Origin of the sequence: Pseudomonas sp. CBZ-4 (assembly GCF_000346755.1) — a bacterium.
In the GTDB taxonomy this organism is placed as follows: Bacteria; Pseudomonadota; Gammaproteobacteria; order Pseudomonadales; family Pseudomonadaceae; genus Aquipseudomonas.
On the sequence record NZ_ANNV01000150.1, the window covers coordinates 1 to 21,184 of the forward strand.

Consider the following 21,184-nt stretch of genomic DNA (forward strand, 5'->3'; position numbering starts at 1 on the left):
TTCCCCTGTGGGAGCGGGCTTGCCCGCGATGGGGCCAGCAGCCACACCGCTAAACCCCAGCCCGCGCCTGCAAACTCAAATGCGCCCTCTCCCCCGGCGCCAGGCTTGCACTGGCCATCGCCGACTCCACACACACAAACCCCGACGCCTCGTTGAAGCTCACGCCCAACAACGGTCGGCTGCCCGGATGCCACACCACGGTGTCGGCGCTGTCGCCGGTGTCGATGCACAGTTCGCGCTGCCAGGCGTGGTCCTTGAGCTGCAATTCACCGTCATGCTGGAACACCCGCTGGCACCCACCGTCCACCCGCAACTCGCCTTCCTGCTGGCAAGCCTGGCGGCTGAGTTGGTCGTAACCCTGCGCTCCGTCGAGCCCAGACAGCGCTATCTCATCGACGTGACCAATACGCCAATAGGCATGCAAAGCATGGCTCAATTGGCACGGCAGCTCGTCCTGATGCTCGGTGCTCAGGCGCAGTTCCAGGGTGTCGCCCAGGTGCGCGTGCAGGTCCACCTGCCAGTCGCACAGCTGCAATTGCCAGTGCAGACGCACGCCGTCGTCGTCGGTGCTGCTGTCGAGCAGTTTCCAGTCGATCAAGCGTGCCCAGCCATGGGACGGCCACGCGTTTTCGCTGGGGTGACGGCCATACCACGGCCAGCACACCGGCACGCCGCCGCGGATGGCGCCGACTTGCGGCCACTTCGCCGCGCACCACAGCCAGGGTTTTTGCCCCGTGGGTTGAAAGTGCAACAGTTGCGCGCCCTGGCGACTGAACACTGCCTGGCACAGCGGGTGGTCGATCACCAATACGTCGCGCATCTGGAAGCGCTCCCAGGCGAACACTGGCTGTTCACGCAGGGATTTGAAAAAGCGTTGCAGCGGTTGCTCGTGCATTTGCCACAGTCCTGAATGTCTTTGTGGGAGCTGGCTTGCCTGCGATGGCATCAACGCGGTTTGCCTGCTGCACCGCGTCGCCTGCATCGCAGGCAAGCCAGCTCCCACAGGGGATGTGCTCCCCTTCCCCAAAAAAAAGCGGATAGCCATGGCTACCCGCAAAATGCGCACAGAGAGAAGGAGCTTATCGCAACAGCGTTAGAACGTAGACTGAATTTTCAGGCCAGCCACCAGCGCGTTGTCGACTTTATCCACGCCGCCAGGTTGCACGACGTATTGCAGGTTGGGACGCACGGTCAGCCAGTTGGTGACGTGGAAACCGTAGTTGATTTCGAAGTTGTACTCGGTCTCGCGGATCGGCGTGTACAGCGGGTTGTCGTAGTCGCTCACGCCGTTGGAGGCGTTGAGCAGCTCGGCGTTTTTCTTCACGTCGTTGTTGACGTGCAGACGCGCCGCGCCAATGCCGACGTCATCTTTTGGACGCGCGTCGAATGGACCTTTGTACACCAGCATCAGCGACTGGTAATTGTCGACGGTGTTGGTTTCCTTGTCGTGGAACGTGGCGTTGGCCGCGATGTTCAGACCACGGGAAGCGTCGCCGTTATGGGTGGTGAGTTGCTGCTGTGCAACGAACCAGTAGCCTTTTTTGCTGCTGTGGGTGCGGTAGTCCGCGCGCGTGGTCGCAGCATCGTTGCCATTGACGTCTTCACGTACGTCAGAAGCCTCGGCGGCGCTTTTGTAGTAACCCACACGGTATTCGCCCGGCAGGTTATTGACCTTCGGCGACCAGACCAATTCCACCGGGATCACGGTGCCCTTGGTGCCGCTGCCGCTGAGCTTGAAGCCGTTGCCGTGCTCCAGCTGCGACGGGTTCTGGTTGTACGCACCGATTTGTGCGTACAGCTCAGGCGTGATGTGGTACTTCACGCGGATTGCCGCCTGGCTGACCGGCCAGTTGTACCAGGTGCTCACGTAGTTGCCGACTTGGGAACCGCAGAACGACAGGTTCTGGAAGTCGCACGGGAAGGTGTTGAAATCTTCGCCTTCGCCGAAGTAGCCGAGTTTCACGTCCAGCTTGTTGTCGAACATCTGGTGCTGAATCCAGAACTGGGTCAGGCGCACCATGTGGCCACGACCGTAGACTTCCATCGACGAACTCAGCGTGCCGGCACGCGGGTCGCCAATACGGTCGTTGGAGATGTTCTGGCCATTACGGTTGGTCAACTGGATCTTGGCCTGGGTGTTGTCCCAGCCCCACAGTTTTTGCAGGTCCAGCGCCACGCCCAAGCCGAACTGGTCGGAGTAGCGACCGGTCTTGTCGGTGTTGTAGCCGCCGTGGGCGTTGTAGCCCATTTCGCCGACGTAGTCAGCCTTGATATCGATACCTTGCTCGATGAGCTTGGTTCGTTCGCCGCCCCAATCGCCGGTCATCCACTTGGAATCGGCGCTGAATGCTTCGTCCGCCATCGCATTGGCGGACAAAACCAGGGCTGCTGCCGCTGACAGTTGGCAGATCAGCCGGGTAGTGTTGTGTTGCTTTTTCATCCCTACATCCTCGTCTTTATTGTTATTAAACTGTTTTTATCTAACGCGGTTTACTTTTTTTATCTAAAACAACAACTTATCTTCTTTTGTGGGAGCCGGGCTTGCCCGCGATGCAGGCAACTCGGTCCTTCAGTTACAACGCGCTGATGCCATCGCGGGCAAGCCCGGCTCCCACAGGAGTAGGCTGTGACTGCACAGTGCCCAGACGCTCACCGGTATTGGCGTCGAACAGCAACACCTTGGATGGATCGAATTGCAGGGTCAGGGTCTCGCCCACCTGCGGTGCCACGTCGGGTGCCAGGCGGCAGCAGACCTTGGTGTCATTGAGCTGCACGAAGACCAGGGTGTCCGGGCCGGTCGGCTCGGTGACCTGCACTTCGGCACGAATGCTCGACGCACTGTCACCCTCGCCCGCCGCCAGCATGATTTGCTCCGGGCGCAGGCCGAGGATCACGTCGCGGTCTTCCAGGCCGGCATCGGTCACGTTCAGCGCCAGCTCGCAGCGGGCCTGGCCGCTGTCGAGCAGGGCCACCAGGCGACCGTCCTTGCGCTGCAGGCGCAGGGGCACGAAGTTCATCGGCGGCGAGCCGATAAAGCTCGCCACGAACTGGTTGGCCGGGTTGTTGTAGATGTCTTTCGGCGTGCCGAACTGCTGGATGATGCCATCCTTCATCACCGCCACTTTGTCGCCCAGGGTCATCGCTTCGATCTGGTCGTGGGTGACGTAGACGGTGGTGGTTTTCAGACGCTGGTGCATCAGTTTCATTTCGGTGCGCATCTCGACGCGCAGCTTGGCGTCGAGGTTGGACAGCGGTTCGTCGAACAGGTAGATCTTCGGCCGGCGTGCCAGGGCGCGGCCCATGGCCACACGTTGTTGCTGGCCACCGGACAGCTGGCCCGGCTTGCGGTTGAGCAGGTGTTCGATCTGCAACAGCTTGGCCACGCGCGCCACTTCGGTGTCGATGTCAGCCTGGGGCATCTTGCGAATTTTCAGGCCGAACTCGATGTTTTCGCGCACGCTCATGGTCGGGTACAGCGCGTAGGACTGGAACACCATGGCGATGTCGCGATCCTTGGGGCTCATGCCGCTGACGTCCTGATCGCCGATCATGATCGCGCCGCCGGTGATGGTCTCCAGGCCAGCGATGCAGTTCATCAGCGTGGATTTGCCGCAACCCGAAGGGCCGACCAGGATCAGGAATTCGCCTTCCTTGATCGACAGCTCGATATTCTTCAAGGTGTCGGGCAGGCCGGGGCCATAGGTCTTGTTTACATTGCGAAGTTCAAGCGTAGCCATGATTACCCCTTGACCGCGCCGGCCGTGAGGCCGCGCACGAAATACTTGCCTGCGATCACATAGACCAGCAGGGTCGGCAACCCGGCGATCATCGCCGCTGCCATATCCACGTTATATTCCTTGGCCCCGGTGCTGGTGTTGACCAGGTTGTTCAGCGCCACCGTGATGGGCTGCGAGTCGCCACTGGAGAACACCACACCGAACAGGAAGTCGTTCCAGATCTGGGTAAATTGCCAGATCAGGCAGACCATGATGATCGGGGTGGACATCGGCAGGATGATTCGACGAAAGATAGTGAAAAATCCTGCGCCATCCAGGCGTGCGGCCTTCACCAGTGCATCGGGAATGCTCACGTAGTAGTTACGGAAGAACAGCGTGGTGAACGCCAGGCCGTAGACCACATGGATAAACACCAGGCCGGTGGTGGTGCTGGCCAGGCCCATCTTGCCCAGGGTGAACGACGCCGGCAGCAGCACGGTCTGGAACGGCAGGAAGCAGCCGAACAACAGCAGGCCGAAGAACAACTGCGAACCTTTGAAGCGCCAGAACGACAGCACATAGCCGTTCAACGCGCCGATGGCGGTGGAGATCAGTACGGCCGGAACGGTGATCTTGATCGAGTTCCAGAAGTAACCGTCCACCGTGGCCCAGGCCTTGACCCAGCCGATGCCGGTGACCACGGTCGGCCAGCTCAGCAGGTTGCCGTTGCTGATGTCATCCGGGGTCTTGAAGCTGGTGAGCAGCATCACCACCAGCGGCACCAGGTACAGCAGCACGGCGAGGATCAGCACCGCGTAGATCGCGATGCGACTCAGGCTGATGGCAGGTTTGGAGGCGAGACTAGTCATTACGTTTGGTCCTCAGCTCGGAGTAGAGGTAAGGCACGATGATCGCGAGGATCGCACCGAGCATCAGGATGGCACTGGCCGAGCCCATGCCCATCTGGCCACGGCTGAAGGTGAACGAATACATGAACATCGCCGGCAGGTCGGACGAATAGCCCGGGCCACCGGCGGTCATCGCCGCCACCAGGTCGAAGCTCTTGATCGCAATGTGCGCGAGGATCATCACCGCACTGAAGAACACCGGGCGCAGGCTTGGCAGCACCACGCTCCAGTAGATGCGCGGCAGGCTGGCACCGTCGATCTGCGCGGCGCGGATGATCGACTGATCAACCCCACGCAGGCCGGCGAGAAACATCGCCATGATAAAGCCCGAGGCTTGCCACACAGCGGCGATCACCAGGCAGTAGACCACGCGATCCGGGTCGATCAGCCAGTCGAGACGGAAGCCTTCCCAGCCCCAGTCCCGCAGGAGTTTGTCCAGGCCCATGCCCGGGTTGAGCAGCCATTTCCAGGCCGTACCGGTGACGATCATCGACAGCGCCATCGGGTACAGGTAAATGGTGCGGATAAAGCCTTCGCGACGGATACGCTGGTCGAGGAACACCGCCAGCAGTACACCGATCACCAACGTGATGCCGATAAACATGCCGCCAAACAGCGCCAGGTTCTTGCTCGCCACCCACCAGCGGTCGTTGTCGAACAGGCGCTCGTATTGCGCCAGGCCCGCCCACTTGTAGCTGGGCAGGAAGGTGGACGTGGTGAACGACAGCACAAACGTCCACAGGATGTAGCCGTAGAAGCCCACCAACACGATGAACATGCTTGGCGCCAGCACCAATTTCGGTAGCCAGCGCTGCAGTGCATCGAACGGCGAGGCTTTGCTGAACACAGCAACAGAACTCATGGGGAAATCCAATACAGGGAAAAAGGACTACAGGGTGACTCTCTGATGGAACGCGGCTTATGTGGGAGCTGGCTTGCCTGCGATGGCGTCACCTCGGTGTAACCGATACACCGAGGTGCCTGCATCGCGGGCAAGCCCGGCTCCCACAGAAAGCCGGTACCAGACGTTACTTGGCAGACTTGATCGCAGCGCCCAGCTTCTTGGCGGTGTCGGCCGGGTCGGCTTTCGGGTCGTTGAGGAAGTTGGTCACGACGTCAAAGAACGCACCTTGCACCGCCAGGTTGGTGGCCATGTTGTGCGCCATGCTTGGTTGCAGGCCGCCAGTCTTGGCATCCGCGAGGAAGTCCTTGGCAGCGGTCTGGGCGCAGGAGTCGAAGCCGAGCTTGTCCATTTCATGGAGCATGTCGTTACGAACAGGGATCGAGCCTTTGTTGATGCTGAACACTTTCTGGAAGTTTTCACCCAGCACGACTTTGGCAATGTCCTGCTGGCCGGCAGCAGTGCCTTTGTCTTTCTGCTTGAACACCGCCAGGGAGTCGATGTTGTAGGTGAACGCCTTGTCGGTTCCCGGGAAGGCTACGCACTCGTAGTCCTTGCCAGCGACTTTCTTCGCGGCGGTCCATTCGGACTTGGCCCAGTCACCCATGATCTGCATGCCGGCCTTGCCGTTGATGACTTTGCCCGCTTCGAGGTTCCAGTCCTGGCCTTTGCCGTCAACGTCCATATAGGTCGCGACTTTTTTCAGCTCGGTGAGGGACTTGACCATTTCCGGGCCGGTCAGCGCGGCGTTGTCCAGGTCCACCAGGGCTTTCTTGTAGCCATCGGCACCCATCACCGAGAGGACGACAGCTTCGAATACAGTGCTGTCCTGCCAAGGCTGGCCACCGTGGGCGAGCGCGATGAAGCCCGCGGCTTTGAGCTTGTCGCCGGCGGCGTAGAATTCTTCGAGGGTGGTCGGGTTCTTGGTGATCCCGGCTTTCTTGAAGACTTCCGGATTGATCCACAGCCAGTTCACGCGGTGGATGTTGACCGGTACGGCGACGTAGTCACCGTCGAACTTCACGGTATCGGAGACTTTCTTGTCGAGCAGGGAGTCCCACTTTTCTTCTTTGGCGACGTCTTTGAGCACGTCGGTGTCGAGCAGGCCGGTGGACGCCCATTCCTGGATATCGGGGCCTTTGATCTGGGCAACGCCGGGTGGGTTGCCGGCAACTGCGCGGCTTTTCAGCACGGTCATGGCCGTGGCACCACCGCCACCGGCAACGGCGCCGTCTTTCCAGGTGAAACCGTCTTTCTCGACTTGGGCCTTCAGGACATCTACAGCCGCCTTTTCACCGCCAGAGGTCCACCAATGCACCACTTCGACCGTGCCTTTGGAGTCGGCGGCAAATGCAGTGAGGGGAAACAACGAGGCAATGGAAATAGCGACGGCGAGGCGATTAATCGCGTTCATCTGAGTACCTTTTTTTGTTGTTATGCATGCAAGTCTAGAGCTTGCGCTGCACGGAGTTTAAACATGGATTTTTGCGGCGCAGGTAACAAAGGGACGTACAAATGTCACCAGCTGGTGACATAGCGCCCATCCCCGATGGCACTGGCCATGCTGGGTGCCAAGGGTAGCGCAGGCAGCACCACCGCTTGCCAGGCATGGTACAGGTCCGGCTTGCCGCCCCAGATGGTGCTGCTGGGCTGGTTGTGCGGGCTGAGTTCGTGGTGCCAGCTGCCGTGGATGCGGTCGATGAAATGGGTTTCGCAGAATTCCCAGACGCGCCGATACCAGGTTTCGTAGTGCAACTCACCGGTGCGTTTGAGCAAGGCCTGGGCGGCGGCGCTGGCTTCGGCGTGGGTCCAGTGCAGGCGCTCACGCACCACCGGGCGGTGGTTCCAGTCGAGGGTATAGACGATGCCGGGGGCACCATCGACGGCCCAGGCGTATTCACACGCGCTGGCGAACAGGCCCTTGGCGTCGGTCAACAGCCAATCCGGCGTGACCAGCCCGGCTTGTCGGCGCGCGGCTTCCAGGTGCAGCACCAGCCGCGCCCACTCAAAACCGTGGCCGGGGGTGATGCCGTAGGGGCGGAAGCCGTCGGCGGGGTTGTCTTGGTTGTAGTCGAGTTGGGGTTGCCATTGGTTGTCGAAATGCTCGATCACCATGAATTGGTTGGCGGCAGCGTGGGTGTGGATCACCCGCTCGACGATCCGCAGCGCGCGGTCCAGCCAGCGTGTTTCACCGGTCACATCGGCCAGGGCGAGGAACGCCTCGGTGGCGTGCATGTTGCTGTTGGCACCGCGATAGGCTTCGACCCCGCTCCAGTCCTGGGCGAAGGATTCGAGCATCACGCCTTCTTCTTCACTCCAGAAGAACTGGTCGATGATATGGATGGCGTCGTTGAGCAGGTTCTGTGCACCGGGCGCGCCAGCGACTACCGCAGAGCTGGCGGCCAGCGCCACGAAGGCGTGCAGGTACGCGGCCTTGCCACGGTTGCCGTCGAGGGCGTGGGGCGTGGCAAACCAGCCACCATGTTCAGCATCCTTTAAGGGCCCGCTGAGGGCGGTGACACCGTGGGCGACCAGGTCGGCGTAACCCGGCACCCCCAGGGCGTGGGCCATGGCGAAGCTGTGGGTCATGCGGGCGGTGTTCATGGTTTCGCCGTGGGCATCGGCTGGCAACTGGCCTTTTTCGTCCAGGTTGCCGAAACCGTCGGGCAGTCGCGAAGCCTTGGCGAAGGCCAGCAGGCGCTGGCCTTCGGCCGCCAGCCAGGCGTGATGGGCAGGCGCGTTCAGCCAACTGCTGGCAGGCAGAGGTTGGGTGGTCATGGGTGGCCCTTATTATTGTTTGTGGGATGACCGGAGTCTAAACAAGGGGGCCCGGGGGGCAAGTAACGAAGGGGATGGGAAATGTCACCAAGCAGTGACACTTCTTCAACTCTCGACCCCAATACAACTGTGGGAGCTGGCTTGCCTGCGATAGCGGTCTATCAGGATCCAATGTGCTGACTGACCCACCGCCATCGCAGGCAAGCCAGCTCCCACACAAGCCCGCTCCAACAGGTTGAGCACCTGCTGGCAGGTGATCACTGGCTCAGCGGAATGACCTTCGCCGGCTCACTGAGCCGTTGGTGCAGGTTCTGCACCTGGCTCTGCAACGTGGTGATGTTGCGGGTGGTCTGGATGCGGAACACATCGAACTCCTTGTTGGTCGGCGCATCGCTGTTGGCCGGCTGGTTGTCCTGGGCGCTCTTGAGCACCACCAGGTCCTGCTCCAGACGGGCAATGGCCGCACTGGGGTTGCCTTGCTTCTTCAGCGCGGCCACATCGGCCACCAGCTCCTTGAATTCGGCATCGCGCCTGGCCGCATCACCTTGCGCCGCTTTCAGGGTGGCCACGGCGTCGGTCAGGGCCTGGACCTGGCCTTGCAGCTTGCTGTTGGCACTCGACAGCTCGGTGGTGCTGGCGCTCATCTGTGCCAAGCGCTTGTCCAGCTCGGTGGCCTGGCCGGCCACGCCAACCTGTTGCTTGCCCTGTTCGAGCAACTGGGTTTCCAACTGGCGGATCTGCAACTTCAGCGCTTCGCTGCCGTTGTTCACACTGGCTTCACTGGCGACGACCTTGCCGGAAATATCCTGCAGGCGCCCCGCCGCTTCTTCGCTGATGCGCGCAAAGCTTTCCTGGGTCGCGACCAGTTGCTGGCCCATCAGGGAGATCTGCTGGAAGCTCCACCAGGCCAGGCCGGCAAAGGCGATCAACAAGGCGCCGACCAAGGCCCACAATGGCCCGGTGCTGGCGCTCTTGACCTTGACCACCGGCGTGCTGCGCGAGCGCACCGACGTGGCGGGGGTAGGTTCGAAATCGTCGTCATCCCCCAGGTCGGCCCGCAGGCTGGGAACGTTGTCGAAATCGTCTTTGGCATCGTTACGCATGAATCAACCCTGAATCGGTGAGGTGGCGAGCGGCGGGAGTATAAACCGCTGTCCTGTTGCTCTGATCGACCCGGAACCACGAATTCGGTTCCCGATGTGTTGCCTGTTGTGACCTTATTTCAGCCCCGGATCCTGGGCCTTCCACCAGCTGCAAAACTCGTCGAGGGCGGTCCACAGGCTGACCTTGGGCTCGTAGTCCAGATAATGCCTGGCACGGCTGATATCGAGGGTGAAATCTTTGTTCATCACCTGCATGCCCAAACGCGACAGCGCCGGCTCCGGGCGCCCCGGCCACATCGCACAGAATGCTTCATTGAGCGCCGCCACGCTGTAGGACAAGCCGTAGGACCGGTAACGTTTCACCTGCGGCAATTCCATTTGGCGCATCACGTAGTTCACCACATCCCACACGGGCACCGGGGTGCCGTTGCTGATGTTGTAGGCCTTGCCCAACGCCGAGCCGGTGGCGAGCAAACTGCTGAGCAAGGCTTCGTTGAGGTTGTGCACGCTGGTGAAATCGACTTTGTTCAAACCGTCGCCGACGATGGCCAGGCGGTTCTTGCGCTGCATCTTCAGCAGGCGCGGGAAGATGCTCATGTCACCGGCGCCGGTGACAAAGCGCGGGCGCAGGGCCAGCACTTCAAGGCCGAATTCCTGCGCACCAAAGACTTTTTGCTCGGCCAGGTATTTGGTCGCCGCATAAGGATGCTTGAAGCGCTTGGGCACTTGCTCTTCGGTCAGGCCCAGATGGTCGCGGCCGTCAAAGTAGATCGACGGCGACGACAGGTGGACCAAGCGTCCGACCCGCTGTTTAAGGCAGGCCTCGACGACATTCTCGGTCACCAGCACATTGCCTTGATGGAAGTCCTGATACTTGCCCCACAGCCCCACGGCGCCGGCGCAATGCACCACGGCTTCGACGTCGCGGCACAGGTCGCGCACCAGGTCGGCATCATTCAAATCACCCTGGATAAACTCGGCGCCGCGCCTGACCAGGTGTTCCACACCTTCGGCACGCCGCCCGTTGACCCGTACGTCCAGGCCTTGCTCCAGGGCGAAACGCGCAAAGCGCCCGCCAATGAAGCCGCTTGCGCCGGTGACCAGAATTTTCATGTATTACTCCGTGCTCTTTCGTTTTTCATCGCTGTTGCCTTGACGCGCGCCATCACTCCAACGGCACCAACCATTGGCCACACGCCTGGGCCAGATGGTCGGTCAACAAGCCCAACAGTTGCCCGCCACTGCGCCAATGATGCCAGTACAGCGGCACGTCGATGGGCTTATCTGGCAACAACTCCACCAACACGCCCTTTTCCAGTTGGTCGCGCACCTGCAATTCCGGCACCAGGCCCCAGCCGAGCCCGGCCTCGGCGAGGCGGATAAAGCCTTCGGACGACGGGCACAAATGGTGTTCGAAACCGCCGTCCACGCCGAGAGACGCGAGGTAGCGATGTTGCAGAAAATCATCCGGGCCAAACACCAATGCCGGCGTGCGCGCGAGTTGGTCGGCGCGTACACCCTCGGGAAAGTGCCGGGCGATAAAGGCCGGACTGGCCAGCGCACGGTAACGCATGGCGCCGAGCAACAAACTGCGGGCCCCGGCCACGGGACGCTCGCTGGCGCAGATACACGCCGCCACTTCGCCGGCACGCATGCGCTTGAGGCCGACGGTCTGGTCTTCTACCACCAGGTCCAGCAACAGGTGTTGCTCGGCACAAAACACGCTGACGGCCTCGGCCCACCAGGTGGCGAGGCTGTCGGCATTCAGGGCGATGCGCAGGCGTTCGGGCATGCCCTCTGCGTCCAGCGCTGGCACCTGGCTTTGCAGGTCGCGCTCCAGCAGGCGCACCTGCTGCACATGGTTGAGCAGGCGCCGGCCGATGTCGGTGGGCGTCGGCGGCGTGGCGCGTACCAGCACCGGTTGGCCGATGCGCGCCTCCAGCAATTTGATGCGCTGGGAGATCGCCGATTGCGACACCCCGAGCACCTGGGCGCCGCGCTCGAAGCCGGCCTGTTCCACCACCGCTGCCAGAGCGGAAAGCAATTTATAGTCGAACATCAGTTTCTCTAATGAGCGATCAGCAATATTGGTTTTTCTTATACAGCTTAGCCCGTGAGAATGACCAGCATTGCTTCTCTCTATTCAAGGAACTTCACATGGCTGGCGAAACCGCCCTGGCAACCCTGCTACGCAGCATGAGCCCGCAGCTGAATGACGGCGATTATGTGTTCTGCACCCTGCCCGACCAGCGTATCCCGACGGGTTGCGAAGTGATCGGCAGCTTTCGCGAGAGGGAAGGCCTGACGGTCATCGTCGAGCGCCAGCAGGCGGAACAGGCGGGCCTGGCCTTCGACTACGTCGCCGCGTGGATCACCCTGAACGTGCATTCGGCCCTGGAAGCCGTGGGCCTCACCGCCGCGTTCGCCAGTGCACTGGGCCAGGCCGGCATCAGTTGCAATGTGATTGCCGGTTATTACCACGATCACCTGTTCGTTGGCCGCGCCGATGCTGAACGCGCGATGCAAGTACTGCGGCAACTGGCGGCAGGCGCGGAGTAAATCCTATGTGGCAAAGCTATGTTAACGGCCTGTTGGTGGCCCTCGGTTTGATCATGGCCATCGGCACCCAGAACGCCTTTGTCCTCGCGCAAAGCCTGCGCCGTGAGCATCACTTGCCCGTGGCGGCGTTGTGCGTGGTGTGCGATGCGTTGTTGGTGGCCGCCGGGGTGTTCGGCCTGGCCACGGTGCTGGCGCAAAACCCGCTGCTGCTGGCGATTGCCCGCTGGGGCGGCGCGGCGTTCCTGTTGTGGTACGGCACCCTGGCGCTGCGCCGGGCGTTTTCCCGGCAGAGCCTGGAGCAAGGCGGCAACCTGAAGACCCGCTCACTGCGTGCCGTGATGCTCAGCGCTTTGGCAGTGACGCTGCTCAATCCCCACGTCTATCTGGACACGGTGCTGCTGATCGGCTCACTCGGCGCACAACAAACCGAGCCCGGCGCCTACGTGGCCGGGGCGGCCAGTGCATCGTTCCTGTGGTTCGCCACCCTGGCCCTCGGTGCGGCATGGCTGGCACCGTGGCTGGCGCGGCCGGCCACTTGGCGCCTGTTGGACCTGTTGGTGGCGGTAATGATGTTCAGCGTGGCCTATCAATTGATCGCCGCCTGACGAATATTCCAAAACGCTCTGGAACCTCTATCCCACACAGTTGTTGCGTGGTTTTGCCGCACCCCCGGTGCTATGATCCTGCCCCTGCGCCGCAAAGAGTACAAACTCCCCGGCGCTTGTTTGGCCGCCCGTGATCGGCCTTGCGCTCACCGCAACTGACCTGATTAGGAGAATCATCATGGCTTTCGAATTGCCGCCGCTGCCCTACGCACACGATGCCCTGCAGCCGCACATTTCCAAGGAAACCTTGGAATTCCACCACGACAAGCACCACAACACCTACGTCGTGAACCTGAACAACCTGGTGCCTGGCACCGAGTTCGAAGGCAAGACCCTGGAAGAGATCGTCAAGTCTTCTTCGGGCGGCATCTTCAACAACGCCGCTCAGGTCTGGAACCACACCTTCTACTGGAACTGCCTGGCGCCAAACGCCGGCGGCCAACCAACCGGCGCGCTGGCTGAAGCCATCAACGCTGCGTTCGGTTCGTTCGACAAGTTCAAGGAAGAGTTCACCAAGACGTCCGTCGGCACCTTCGGTTCCGGTTGGGGCTGGCTGGTGAAAAAGGCTGACGGTTCCCTGGCCCTGGCCAGCACCATCGGCGCCGGCAACCCGCTGACCAATGGCGATACCCCGCTGCTGACCTGCGACGTCTGGGAACACGCTTACTACATCGACTACCGCAACGTGCGTCCAAAGTATGTGGAAGCGTTCTGGAACCTGGTCAACTGGAAGTTCGTGGCTGAGCAGTTCGAAGGCAAGACCTTCACTGCCTAAGCAACGCTTGCAGTAGAAAGAGCCCGGCGAATGCCGGGCTTTTTTGTGCCTTACAGAATGTCGCATCTTGCGCAGGAACTTCGCCAATCTCTCCCACCACACATTCACCGAGACAGACTTATCCCATATACGTATCGGAGAATTTACGATGACTATAAACGCACTGTCAGCACTCCCTGTCGTCGGCGACCTGTTGAAGGCAGCGCTGCCTGTGGTGGGCGATGTGGTCAAGGCGATCGCGCCACTGCTGCAACCGTTTGCAGATGCCGCAGCAAAAAAGATAGCGGGTGAAAGCACGGGTTCGCCAACCGAACCCGTGAATTTTGCCAGCCCGCCAGCAGAGGCAAAGCAGACGATTACCTTCAATCTGTAAACGCCAGGTGGCCAGTACTCCCGCCTGATGCCTGGGCCGTCCAGGCGTGCGGGTTACGAAGGAAAAGGTGACGCAGATTCAACCCTGCGCCCCCTTCCAAGGTCAGCAGCAAGCCTCATCCATCAAAATTTGATTTGCTGCTGATTCGTCGCACCACCCACCGCGTTTAAAACACCGCCCACCGCTTGTTTCGCAACATCCACCGCCATGCTCGCCGCTTGACCAGCCAGTGGCAGTACAACGGGGGCCAATGCCGCAGCAGCCGCTGCTCCTCCACCTACACCCAATGCCGTCAACATAAGTCAATACTCCGAATTAGAACGAGAGGTGTATTCCTCTCGTCGCCTCAGTGGCAAATCTCACGGAGCTGGTTCCATCTTTCGTAAGTTTGTGTGATTGCCCGAATGTCCCTTTGACTGCCATCACGAGATTGCCAATACTCATGGCATATTGAGGCTACCCGCATGGAACAAGGAATAACCCTTTGAAGCTGGAACTCAAAAACAGCTTGTCGGTGAAGTTGCTACGGGTTGTGCTGCTCTCGGCATTGGTCGTGGGTGTGGCGCTCAGCGTGGCGCAGATCGTTTTTGACGCCTATAAGACGCGCCAGGCCGTGGCCAGCGACGCCCAGCGTATCCTCGACATGTTCCGCGACCCCTCGACCCAGGCCGTCTACAGCCTTGATCGCGAGATGGGCATGCAGGTCATCGAGGGCCTGTTCCAGGACGACGCCGTGCGCATGGCGTCCATCGGCCATCCCAACGAAACCATGCTTGCGGAAAAAAGCCGCGCCTTGCAGCAATCCCCCGGCCGCTGGTTGACCGACCTGATTCTGGGCCAGGAACGCACGTTCACCACTGCCCTGGTCGGCAAAGGCCCGTACAGCGAGTATTACGGCGATTTGAGCATCACCCTCGACACCGCCACCTACGGCAAGGGCTTTATTGTCAGCTCGGTGATCATCTTTATTTCCGGGGTGCTGCGCGCCCTGGCCATGGGCCTGGTGCTGTACCTGGTCTATCACTGGCTGCTGACCAAGCCGTTGTCGCGGATTATCGAACACCTGACGTCGATCAACCCGGACCGTCCCAGCGAACACAAGATCCCCCAGCTCAAGGGCCATGAGCGCAATGAACTGGGACTGTGGATCAACACTGCCAACCAGTTGCTCGAATCCATTGAACGCAACACCCACCTGCGTCACGAGGCCGAGAGCAGCCTGCGGCGCATGGCGCAGTATGACTTCCTGACCGGTTTGCCCAATCGCCAGAAGCTGCAGGAGCAACTGGACAAGATCCTCATCGACGCCGGCCGCCGGCAACGTCGCGTGGCCGTACTGTGTGTGGGCCTGGATGACTTCAAAAGCGTCAACGAGCAGTTCACCTACCAGGCCGGCGACCAACTGCTGCTGGCCCTGGCCGACCGTTTACGCGCCCACAGTGGCCGCCTCGGCGCCCTGGCCCGCCTGGGGGGCGACCAGTTCGCCCTGGTGCAAGCCGACATCGACCAGCCCTACGAAGCCGCCGAACTGGCGCAAAGCATCCTCGACGACCTGGAAGCGGAGTTCGCCCTCGACCGCGAGCAGATCCGCCTGCGCGCCACCATCGGCATCACCTTGTTCCCGGAAGACGGCGACAGCACCGAGAAGCTGCTGCAAAAAGCCGAGCAGACCATGACCCTGGCCAAGAGCCGCTCACGCAATCGCTACCAGTTTTATATCGCCAGCGTGGACAGCGAAATGCGCCGCCGCCGCGAACTGGAAAAAGACCTGCGCGACGCCCTGAGCCGCAACCAGTTTCACCTGGTGTACCAACCGCAGATCAGCTACCGCGAGCATCGCGTGGTGGGCGTCGAAGCGCTGATCCGCTGGCAGCACCCGGAGCACGGCCTGGTGCCGCCCGACCTGTTCATCCCGCTGGCCGAACAGAACGGCACCATCATTGCGATTGGCGAATGGGTGTTGGACCAGGCCTGCCGGCAGTTGCGCGAATGGCATGACCAGGGTTTCACCGAGTTGCGCATGGCGGTCAACCTGTCCACCGTGCAGTTGCACCACACCGAGCTGCCGCGGGTGGTCAACAACCTGATGCAGATCTACCGCCTGCCGCCGCGCAGCCTGGAGCTGGAAGTCACCGAAACCGGCCTGATGGAAGACATCAGCACCGCCGCCCAACACCTGCTGAGCCTGCGCCGCTCCGGGGCGTTGATCGCCATCGACGACTTCGGCACCGGCTATTCATCCCTCAGCTACCTGAAAAGCCTGCCGTTGGACAAGATCAAGATCGACAAGAGCTTCGTCCAGGACCTGCTGGATGACGACGACGATGCCACCATCGTGCGAGCCATCATCCAGCTGGGCAAAAGCCTGGGCATGCAGGTGATCGCCGAAGGCGTGGAAACCGCCGAGCAGGAGGCGTACATCATCTCCGAGGGCTGCCACGAGGGGCAGGGTTATCACTACAGCAAACCGCTGCCGGCCCGGGAGTTGGCGGCTTTTTTGAAACAGTCCGAGCGCAATAACGCCGCGATTCTTTGAACCGGGAAAACGATACTGAATATTTCCCGCGTTTAAGCCTTTACACAAAATGCAAATCTTTCGCATTATGTCGCAGTTTTGCGCTCCCCCGCGCGCCCTATCAACAACCGAAGCAGGATGTTCGCCATGATTCGTATGCCCCTGGCCACCGCCAGTCTGCTGGCCATTGCCATTTCTCTCGCCGGTTGCGGCGAAGGTAAAGACAAGGCCGCCGCGCCACAGGCGCCGACCCCGGCTGCCAGCACTACCGCTCCAGCGGCTGCCACCCCTGCCGGCCAGGTTGACGAAGCAGCCGCCAAGGCGGTGGTCGCGCATTACGCTGACATGGTGTTCGCGGTCTACAGCGACGCCGAATCCACCGCAAAAACCCTGCAAACCGCGATCGACGCGTTCCTCGCCAAGCCCAGCGACGAAACCCTGAAAGCCGCCCGCGCCGCCTGGGTTGCCGCCCGCGTGCCATACCTGCAGAGCGAAGTGTTCCGCTTCGGCAACACCATCATCGACGACTGGGAAGGCCAGGTGAACGCCTGGCCACTGGACGAAGGCCTGATCGACTACGTCGACAAGTCCTACGAACACGCCCTGGGCAACCCGGGCGCCACCGCCAACATCATCGCCAACACCGAGATCCAGGTCGGCGAAGACAAAGTCGATGTGAAGGAAATCACCCCGGAAAAACTCGCCAGCCTCAATGAGCTGGGCGGTTCCGAAGCCAACGTCGCCACCGGCTACCACGCCATCGAGTTCCTGCTCTGGGGCCAAGACCTCAACGGCACCGGCCCTGGCGCCGGCAACCGTCCGGCCTCGGACTACCTGACCGGTGACGGCGCCACGGGCGGCCACAACGAGCGTCGCCGCGCCTACCTGAGCGCCGTGACCCAGCTGCTGGTCAGCGACCTCGAAGAAATGGTCGGCAACTGGAAGCCAAACGTCGCCGACAACTACCGCGCCACCCTGGAGGCAGAACCTGCCACCGACGGCCTGCGCAAAATGCTGTTCGGCATGGGCAGCCTGTCCCTCGGCGAGCTGGCCGGTGAGCGCATGAAGGTTTCCCTGGAAGCCAACTCGCCGGAAGACGAGCAGGACTGCTTCAGCGACAACACCCACAACTCGCACTTCTACGACGCCAAGGGCATCCGCAACGTCTACCTGGGCGAGTACACCCGCGCCGACGGCAGCAAGATGACCGGCGCCAGCCTGTCGTCCCTGGTGGCCAAGGCCGACCCGGCTGCCGACAGCGCCTTGAAGGCTGACCTGGCGGCGACCGAAGCGAAGATCCAGGTCATGGTTGATCACGCTGGCAAAGGTGAGCACTACGACCAGCTGATCGCCGCCGGTAACGACGCGGGCAACCAGATCGTACGCGACGCCATCGCCGCACTGGTCAAGCAGACCGGTTCGATCGAAGCCGCTGCGGGCAAGCTGGGCATCAGCGACCTGAACCCGGATAACGCTGATCACGAGTTCTGATCAACGCCGAGTTGAAAAAAGGCGACCTTCGGGTCGCCTTTTTTATGCGCCTACTCTCAGCCACCCCATACACCTGTGGGAGCTGGCTTGCCTGCGATAGCGGTGGGTCAGTCACACCTTTATCAACTGATACACCGCTATCGCAGGCAAGCCAGCTCCCACAGTTGACCTGCGTCGTTCCGGCCCCGGTTTACATGCTCTGCGCCCTAGGTAGAATGGCGCCTCTGCCCAATCACCCGAGCTCACTTCATGGCGTTGCCGACCCTACGCATCATCGGTTTCATCATCGGCATCTTCCTGATCACCCTCGCGATCGCCATGGTCGTGCCCATGGCCACCCTGGTGATCTTCGAACGCACCCAAGACCTGCCTTCGTTCCTGTGGGCCAGCATGATCACCTTTCTCGCCGGCCTGGCCCTGGTCATCCCCGGGCGCCCCGAACACGTGCACCTGCGTCCACGGGACATGTACCTGCTGACCGTCACCAGCTGGGTGGTGGTGTGCATCTTTGCCGCGCTGCCGTTCCTGCTGACCCAGCACATCAGCTACACCGACTCGTTCTTTGAAAGCATGTCCGGCATCACCGCCACCGGCTCCACCGTATTGAGCGGGCTGGACAGCATGTCCCCGGGCATCCTGATGTGGCGCTCGCTGCTGCACTGGCTGGGGGGCATCGGCTTTATCGGCATGGCGGTGGCGATCCTGCCGCTGCTGCGCATCGGTGGCATGCGTCTGTTCCAGACCGAATCCTCCGACCGCTCGGAAAAGGTCATGCCGCGCTCGCACATGGTGGCGCGGCTGATCGTGGCGGCGTACGTGGGCATCACCATCCTTGGCAGCCTGGCGTTCTGGTGGGCCGGGATGGGGTTGTTCGATGCGATCAACCATGCGATGTCGGCGATTTCCACCGGCGGTTTTTCCACCTCCGATGAATCCCTGGCCCACTGGAAGCAACCGGCGGTGCATTGGGTCGCCGTGGTGGTGATGATCCTCGGCAGCTTGCCGTTTACCTTGTATGTCGCCACGTTGCGCGGCAACCGCAAGGCATTGATCAAGGACCAGCAGGTGCAGGGTTTGCTCGGTTTGCTGCTGGTGACCTGGCTGGTGCTCGGCACCTGGTACTGGTGGACCACCAACCTGCATTGGCTGGACGCCCTGCGCCACGTGGCGCTGAACGTGACCTCGGTGGTCACCACCACCGGCTTCGCACTGGGGGACTACAGCCTGTGGGGCAACTTCTCACTGATGCTGTTTTTCTACCTGGGCTTTATCGGCGGTTGCTCGGGCTCCACGGCCGGCGGGATCAAGATCTTCCGCTTCCAGGTCGCCTACATCCTGCTCAAGGCCAACTTGAACCAACTGATTCACCCCCGCGCGGTGATCAAGCAGAAGTACAACGGCCATCGTCTCGACGAAGAAATCGTGCGTTCGATCCTGACCTTCTCGTTTTTCTTCGCCATCACCATCTGCGCCATCGCCCTGGCCCTGTCGCTGCTCGGCCTGGACTGGATGACCGCGCTGACCGGCGCCGCCAGCACCGTGTCCGGCGTCGGCCCGGGCCTGGGGGAAACCATCGGCCCGGCCGGCAACTTCGCCAGCCTGCCGGACGCGGCCAAGTGGATCCTGTCGCTGGGCATGCTGCTGGGCCGGCTGGAGATCATTACAGTGTTTGTGCTGTGTATTCCGGCGTTCTGGCGCCACTGATCGCCGTCGCTTCCAGCAACCGCGCCCGGTATTCGCCGGGCGTGGCATCGAACCAGCGGCGAAACGCGCGGAAGAAGTTGCTCGGATCGGCAAACCCCAACAGGTAGGCAATTTCCAGCAAGGTCATGCTCGGCTGCGCCAGGTATTGCTCGGCCAGTTCGCGACGGGTGTCGTCGAGCAAGGTCTGGAAACTGGTGCCCTCCTCCTGCAAGCGCCGCTGCAAGGTGCGCTGGGACAGGTGCAGGGTCTGGGCCACCACCTCACGCTTGGGCTCGCCCTGAGGCAGCAGGCGGCACAGCACCTGGCGCGCCTTGTGGGTCACGCGGCTTTCCGAAAAGCGTGCCAGGTATTCCCCGGCAAACCGATCATGCAGCAGCGCCATGGCTTCGTTGGCGGTGGGCAGCGGCGCATCCATGTCGGCGCGCTCGAAAATCAGCGCGTCATACGGCGCGTTGAACTCCAGGGGCGCATGGAACGCTTGTTTATAGGGCGCCAGGTCCGCTGGCTGATCGCCTTGCAACAGCACCTTGCGCGGCTCCAGGGTGCGCCCGGTCAGCCAGCCGCACAGGGCCAGGGCGCTGGCCAGCGAGGCTTCGGCGCTTTGCCGGGTGGGTGGCAGATGATCGCCATGCACCGTCAGAATCAGCGCATAGCCTTCAGCCAACAATCGGAAACTCAGGTCGGCGCTTTCCGCAATGATCCGCTGGTAACGCACCAGGCGCATAAAGCCTTCGGCCAGCGTGTTGCTGGACATCAGTGCATACCCCGCCACATGAAACGATGCAGGGCGCACCACTTTGCCCATGTTCAAGCCAATCGCCGGGTTGCCCGACAGCTCCACCGCCCGCTGCCACAGGCGGGTCATGGAGTCTTGCGGGAACCGCGCATCGGGATCGCTCAGGGCGCTGTAGTCCAGGCCCAGCTGCTTGAACAAGGCTCGGCAATCCAGGCCGTCCATCTCCAATGCCTTGACTATCCCCATCGCCCAGCTTGCAGAAGTTGTTCGTTCGCTCATGGCGTCTTCTTAATAAAGCAGGCTTAAAACGGCAGCCAGGAAAGCCAAGGATACTAAAGTGGCATCTATTGTCACTGGCTGTTACCACTGATCACTCTAGACTCAAATAAGCTCCCCGCCGAACATCTGTTGGGCGGCACAACAATCAAAGGGCCGGTCATCGTGGAAAACGTCAAGCAATTCAATAGCTTCGCTGAGTTCTACCCCTATTACCTGAAAGAGCACGGCAACAGCACCTGCCGGCGCCTGCACTTTATCGGTACCACGTTGGTGATTGGCCTCCTGGCCTACGCCATTGGTCGCGGTTCGTTGGGCTTGCTGCTGGCCATACCGATTGCCGGCTACAGCTTTGCCTGGATCGGCCACTTCTTCTTCGAAAAGAACCGTCCAGCGACGTTCAAGCACCCGTTCTACAGCTTATTGGGGGATTTTGTGATGTATCGCGACATGATCCTCGGCAAGGTGCCGTTCTAGCCCTGTGACCTCATGTCACTTGCGTTAAAGAATGAAAGTTCCGACATCCGCCGACATAAAATTCTTTTTGTCATTTGCAGTGCTGTATCCTGCCAAGGCTTTTTGAGAGCGCGGAATCACCTGCGATTGAAAAAAACAGACCTTGCGAGGAGCGACGACGATGCACGAGATACCTAATCTCCCCTTCCCAAGCCTGCACGAAACTGAGCAGCCAACACCGCAGCAGGCCAGCGACAAACAGCCTGAGGCCAAAGAAGCCAAACCAGT

At 61.2% G+C, this 21,184-nt stretch carries 20 protein-coding genes; 8 read left to right on the plus strand and 12 right to left on the minus strand.

The genetic code is table 11. The features are described from left to right. Positions 1–49: 49 nt before the first annotated feature. From B348_RS0120665 to B348_RS0120710, 10 genes are all read right to left on the minus strand, one after another. Positions 50–895, minus strand: a complete 846-nt coding sequence (locus tag B348_RS0120665; protein ID WP_017737957.1) for a D-hexose-6-phosphate mutarotase — start codon at positions 893–895, stop codon at positions 50–52. Positions 896–1,093: 198 nt separating this feature from the next. Further along, positions 1,094–2,440, minus strand: a complete 1,347-nt coding sequence (locus B348_RS0120670) for a carbohydrate porin (RefSeq protein ID WP_017737958.1) — start codon at positions 2,438–2,440, stop codon at positions 1,094–1,096. Positions 2,441–2,573: 133 nt separating this feature from the next. Continuing rightward, positions 2,574–3,737, minus strand: a complete 1,164-nt coding sequence (locus tag B348_RS0120675) for an ABC transporter ATP-binding protein (RefSeq protein WP_017737959.1) — start codon at positions 3,735–3,737, stop codon at positions 2,574–2,576. 2 nt (positions 3,738–3,739) lie between these two features. Beyond that, the gene (locus B348_RS0120680) at positions 3,740–4,585 is read right to left on the minus strand and encodes a carbohydrate ABC transporter permease (protein WP_017737960.1); all 846 of its coding nucleotides are present in this window, start codon (positions 4,583–4,585) and stop codon (positions 3,740–3,742) included. Beyond that, positions 4,578–5,486: a carbohydrate ABC transporter permease gene (locus tag B348_RS0120685; protein ID WP_026136944.1), complete on the minus strand. Its 909-nt coding sequence runs from the start codon at positions 5,484–5,486 to the stop codon at positions 4,578–4,580. Before B348_RS0120685 ends, B348_RS0120680 begins: the two co-directional genes overlap by 8 nt. Positions 5,487–5,652: 166 nt before the next feature. After that, the gene (locus B348_RS0120690; RefSeq protein ID WP_017737962.1) at positions 5,653–6,939 is read right to left on the minus strand and encodes an ABC transporter substrate-binding protein; all 1,287 of its coding nucleotides are present in this window, start codon (positions 6,937–6,939) and stop codon (positions 5,653–5,655) included. Between the two features lie 104 nt (positions 6,940–7,043). Beyond that, entirely contained in the window at positions 7,044–8,303 is a 1,260-nt protein-coding gene (locus B348_RS0120695) for an AGE family epimerase/isomerase (protein WP_017737963.1), read from the minus strand. Between the two features lie 257 nt (positions 8,304–8,560). After that, positions 8,561–9,406, minus strand: a complete 846-nt coding sequence (locus tag B348_RS0120700; protein ID WP_017737964.1) for an ATPase — start codon at positions 9,404–9,406, stop codon at positions 8,561–8,563. 114 nt (positions 9,407–9,520) lie between these two features. Beyond that, positions 9,521–10,519 carry an NAD(P)-dependent oxidoreductase gene (locus B348_RS0120705; RefSeq protein WP_017737965.1) on the minus strand — a complete coding sequence of 333 codons (999 nt, stop codon included), beginning with the start codon at positions 10,517–10,519 and terminating at the stop codon, positions 9,521–9,523. Between the two features lie 52 nt (positions 10,520–10,571). Continuing rightward, complete coding sequence (locus B348_RS0120710; protein ID WP_017737966.1) at positions 10,572–11,465, minus strand: LysR family transcriptional regulator ArgP; 894 nt, start codon at positions 11,463–11,465, stop codon at positions 10,572–10,574. Positions 11,466–11,563: 98 nt separating this feature from the next. On the opposite strand from B348_RS0120710, the gene B348_RS0120715 reads away from it, so the two are divergent. The 4 genes from B348_RS0120715 to B348_RS0120730 all read left to right on the plus strand — a co-directional run bounded on the left by B348_RS0120715 (position 11,564) and on the right by B348_RS0120730 (position 13,718). Continuing rightward, positions 11,564–11,965: an ACT domain-containing protein gene (locus B348_RS0120715; protein WP_017737967.1), complete on the plus strand. Its 402-nt coding sequence runs from the start codon at positions 11,564–11,566 to the stop codon at positions 11,963–11,965. Positions 11,966–11,970: 5 nt separating this feature from the next. Continuing rightward, complete coding sequence (locus B348_RS0120720; protein ID WP_017737968.1) at positions 11,971–12,570, plus strand: LysE/ArgO family amino acid transporter; 600 nt, start codon at positions 11,971–11,973, stop codon at positions 12,568–12,570. Positions 12,571–12,748: 178 nt separating this feature from the next. After that, complete coding sequence (locus B348_RS0120725) at positions 12,749–13,345, plus strand: superoxide dismutase (protein WP_016975406.1); 597 nt, start codon at positions 12,749–12,751, stop codon at positions 13,343–13,345. Between the two features lie 148 nt (positions 13,346–13,493). Next, entirely contained in the window at positions 13,494–13,718 is a 225-nt protein-coding gene (locus tag B348_RS0120730) for a hypothetical protein (RefSeq protein WP_026136945.1), read from the plus strand. A gap of 122 nt (positions 13,719–13,840) precedes the next feature. Here the strand turns inward: B348_RS0120730 and B348_RS1000000131790 are convergent, their stop codons facing one another. Further along, positions 13,841–14,017 carry a hypothetical protein gene (locus B348_RS1000000131790; protein WP_177325346.1) on the minus strand — a complete coding sequence of 59 codons (177 nt, stop codon included), beginning with the start codon at positions 14,015–14,017 and terminating at the stop codon, positions 13,841–13,843. Between the two features lie 185 nt (positions 14,018–14,202). On the opposite strand from B348_RS1000000131790, the gene B348_RS0120735 reads away from it, so the two are divergent. The 3 genes from B348_RS0120735 to B348_RS0120745 all read left to right on the plus strand — a co-directional run bounded on the left by B348_RS0120735 (position 14,203) and on the right by B348_RS0120745 (position 19,428). After that, positions 14,203–16,254 carry a bifunctional diguanylate cyclase/phosphodiesterase gene (locus B348_RS0120735; protein ID WP_017737970.1) on the plus strand — a complete coding sequence of 684 codons (2,052 nt, stop codon included), beginning with the start codon at positions 14,203–14,205 and terminating at the stop codon, positions 16,252–16,254. Between the two features lie 126 nt (positions 16,255–16,380). Continuing rightward, positions 16,381–17,724, plus strand: coding sequence for an imelysin family protein (locus tag B348_RS0120740; protein ID WP_017737971.1), 1,344 nt, complete (start codon positions 16,381–16,383; stop codon positions 17,722–17,724). A gap of 249 nt (positions 17,725–17,973) precedes the next feature. Beyond that, positions 17,974–19,428, plus strand: coding sequence for a TrkH family potassium uptake protein (locus tag B348_RS0120745; RefSeq protein ID WP_017737972.1), 1,455 nt, complete (start codon positions 17,974–17,976; stop codon positions 19,426–19,428). On the opposite strand, the gene B348_RS0120750 is transcribed toward B348_RS0120745, so the two are convergent. Continuing rightward, positions 19,385–20,443, minus strand: a complete 1,059-nt coding sequence (locus B348_RS0120750) for an AraC family transcriptional regulator (RefSeq protein ID WP_026136946.1) — start codon at positions 20,441–20,443, stop codon at positions 19,385–19,387. The genes B348_RS0120745 and B348_RS0120750 overlap by 44 nt on opposite strands. Positions 20,444–20,605: 162 nt before the next feature. Between B348_RS0120750 and B348_RS0120755 the strand changes: the two genes are divergently transcribed. After that, positions 20,606–20,917 (plus strand): DUF962 domain-containing protein, encoded by a 312-nt coding sequence (locus B348_RS0120755; protein ID WP_026136947.1) that lies wholly within the window; start codon positions 20,606–20,608, stop codon positions 20,915–20,917. The last annotated feature ends 267 nt before the right edge of the window (positions 20,918–21,184 follow it).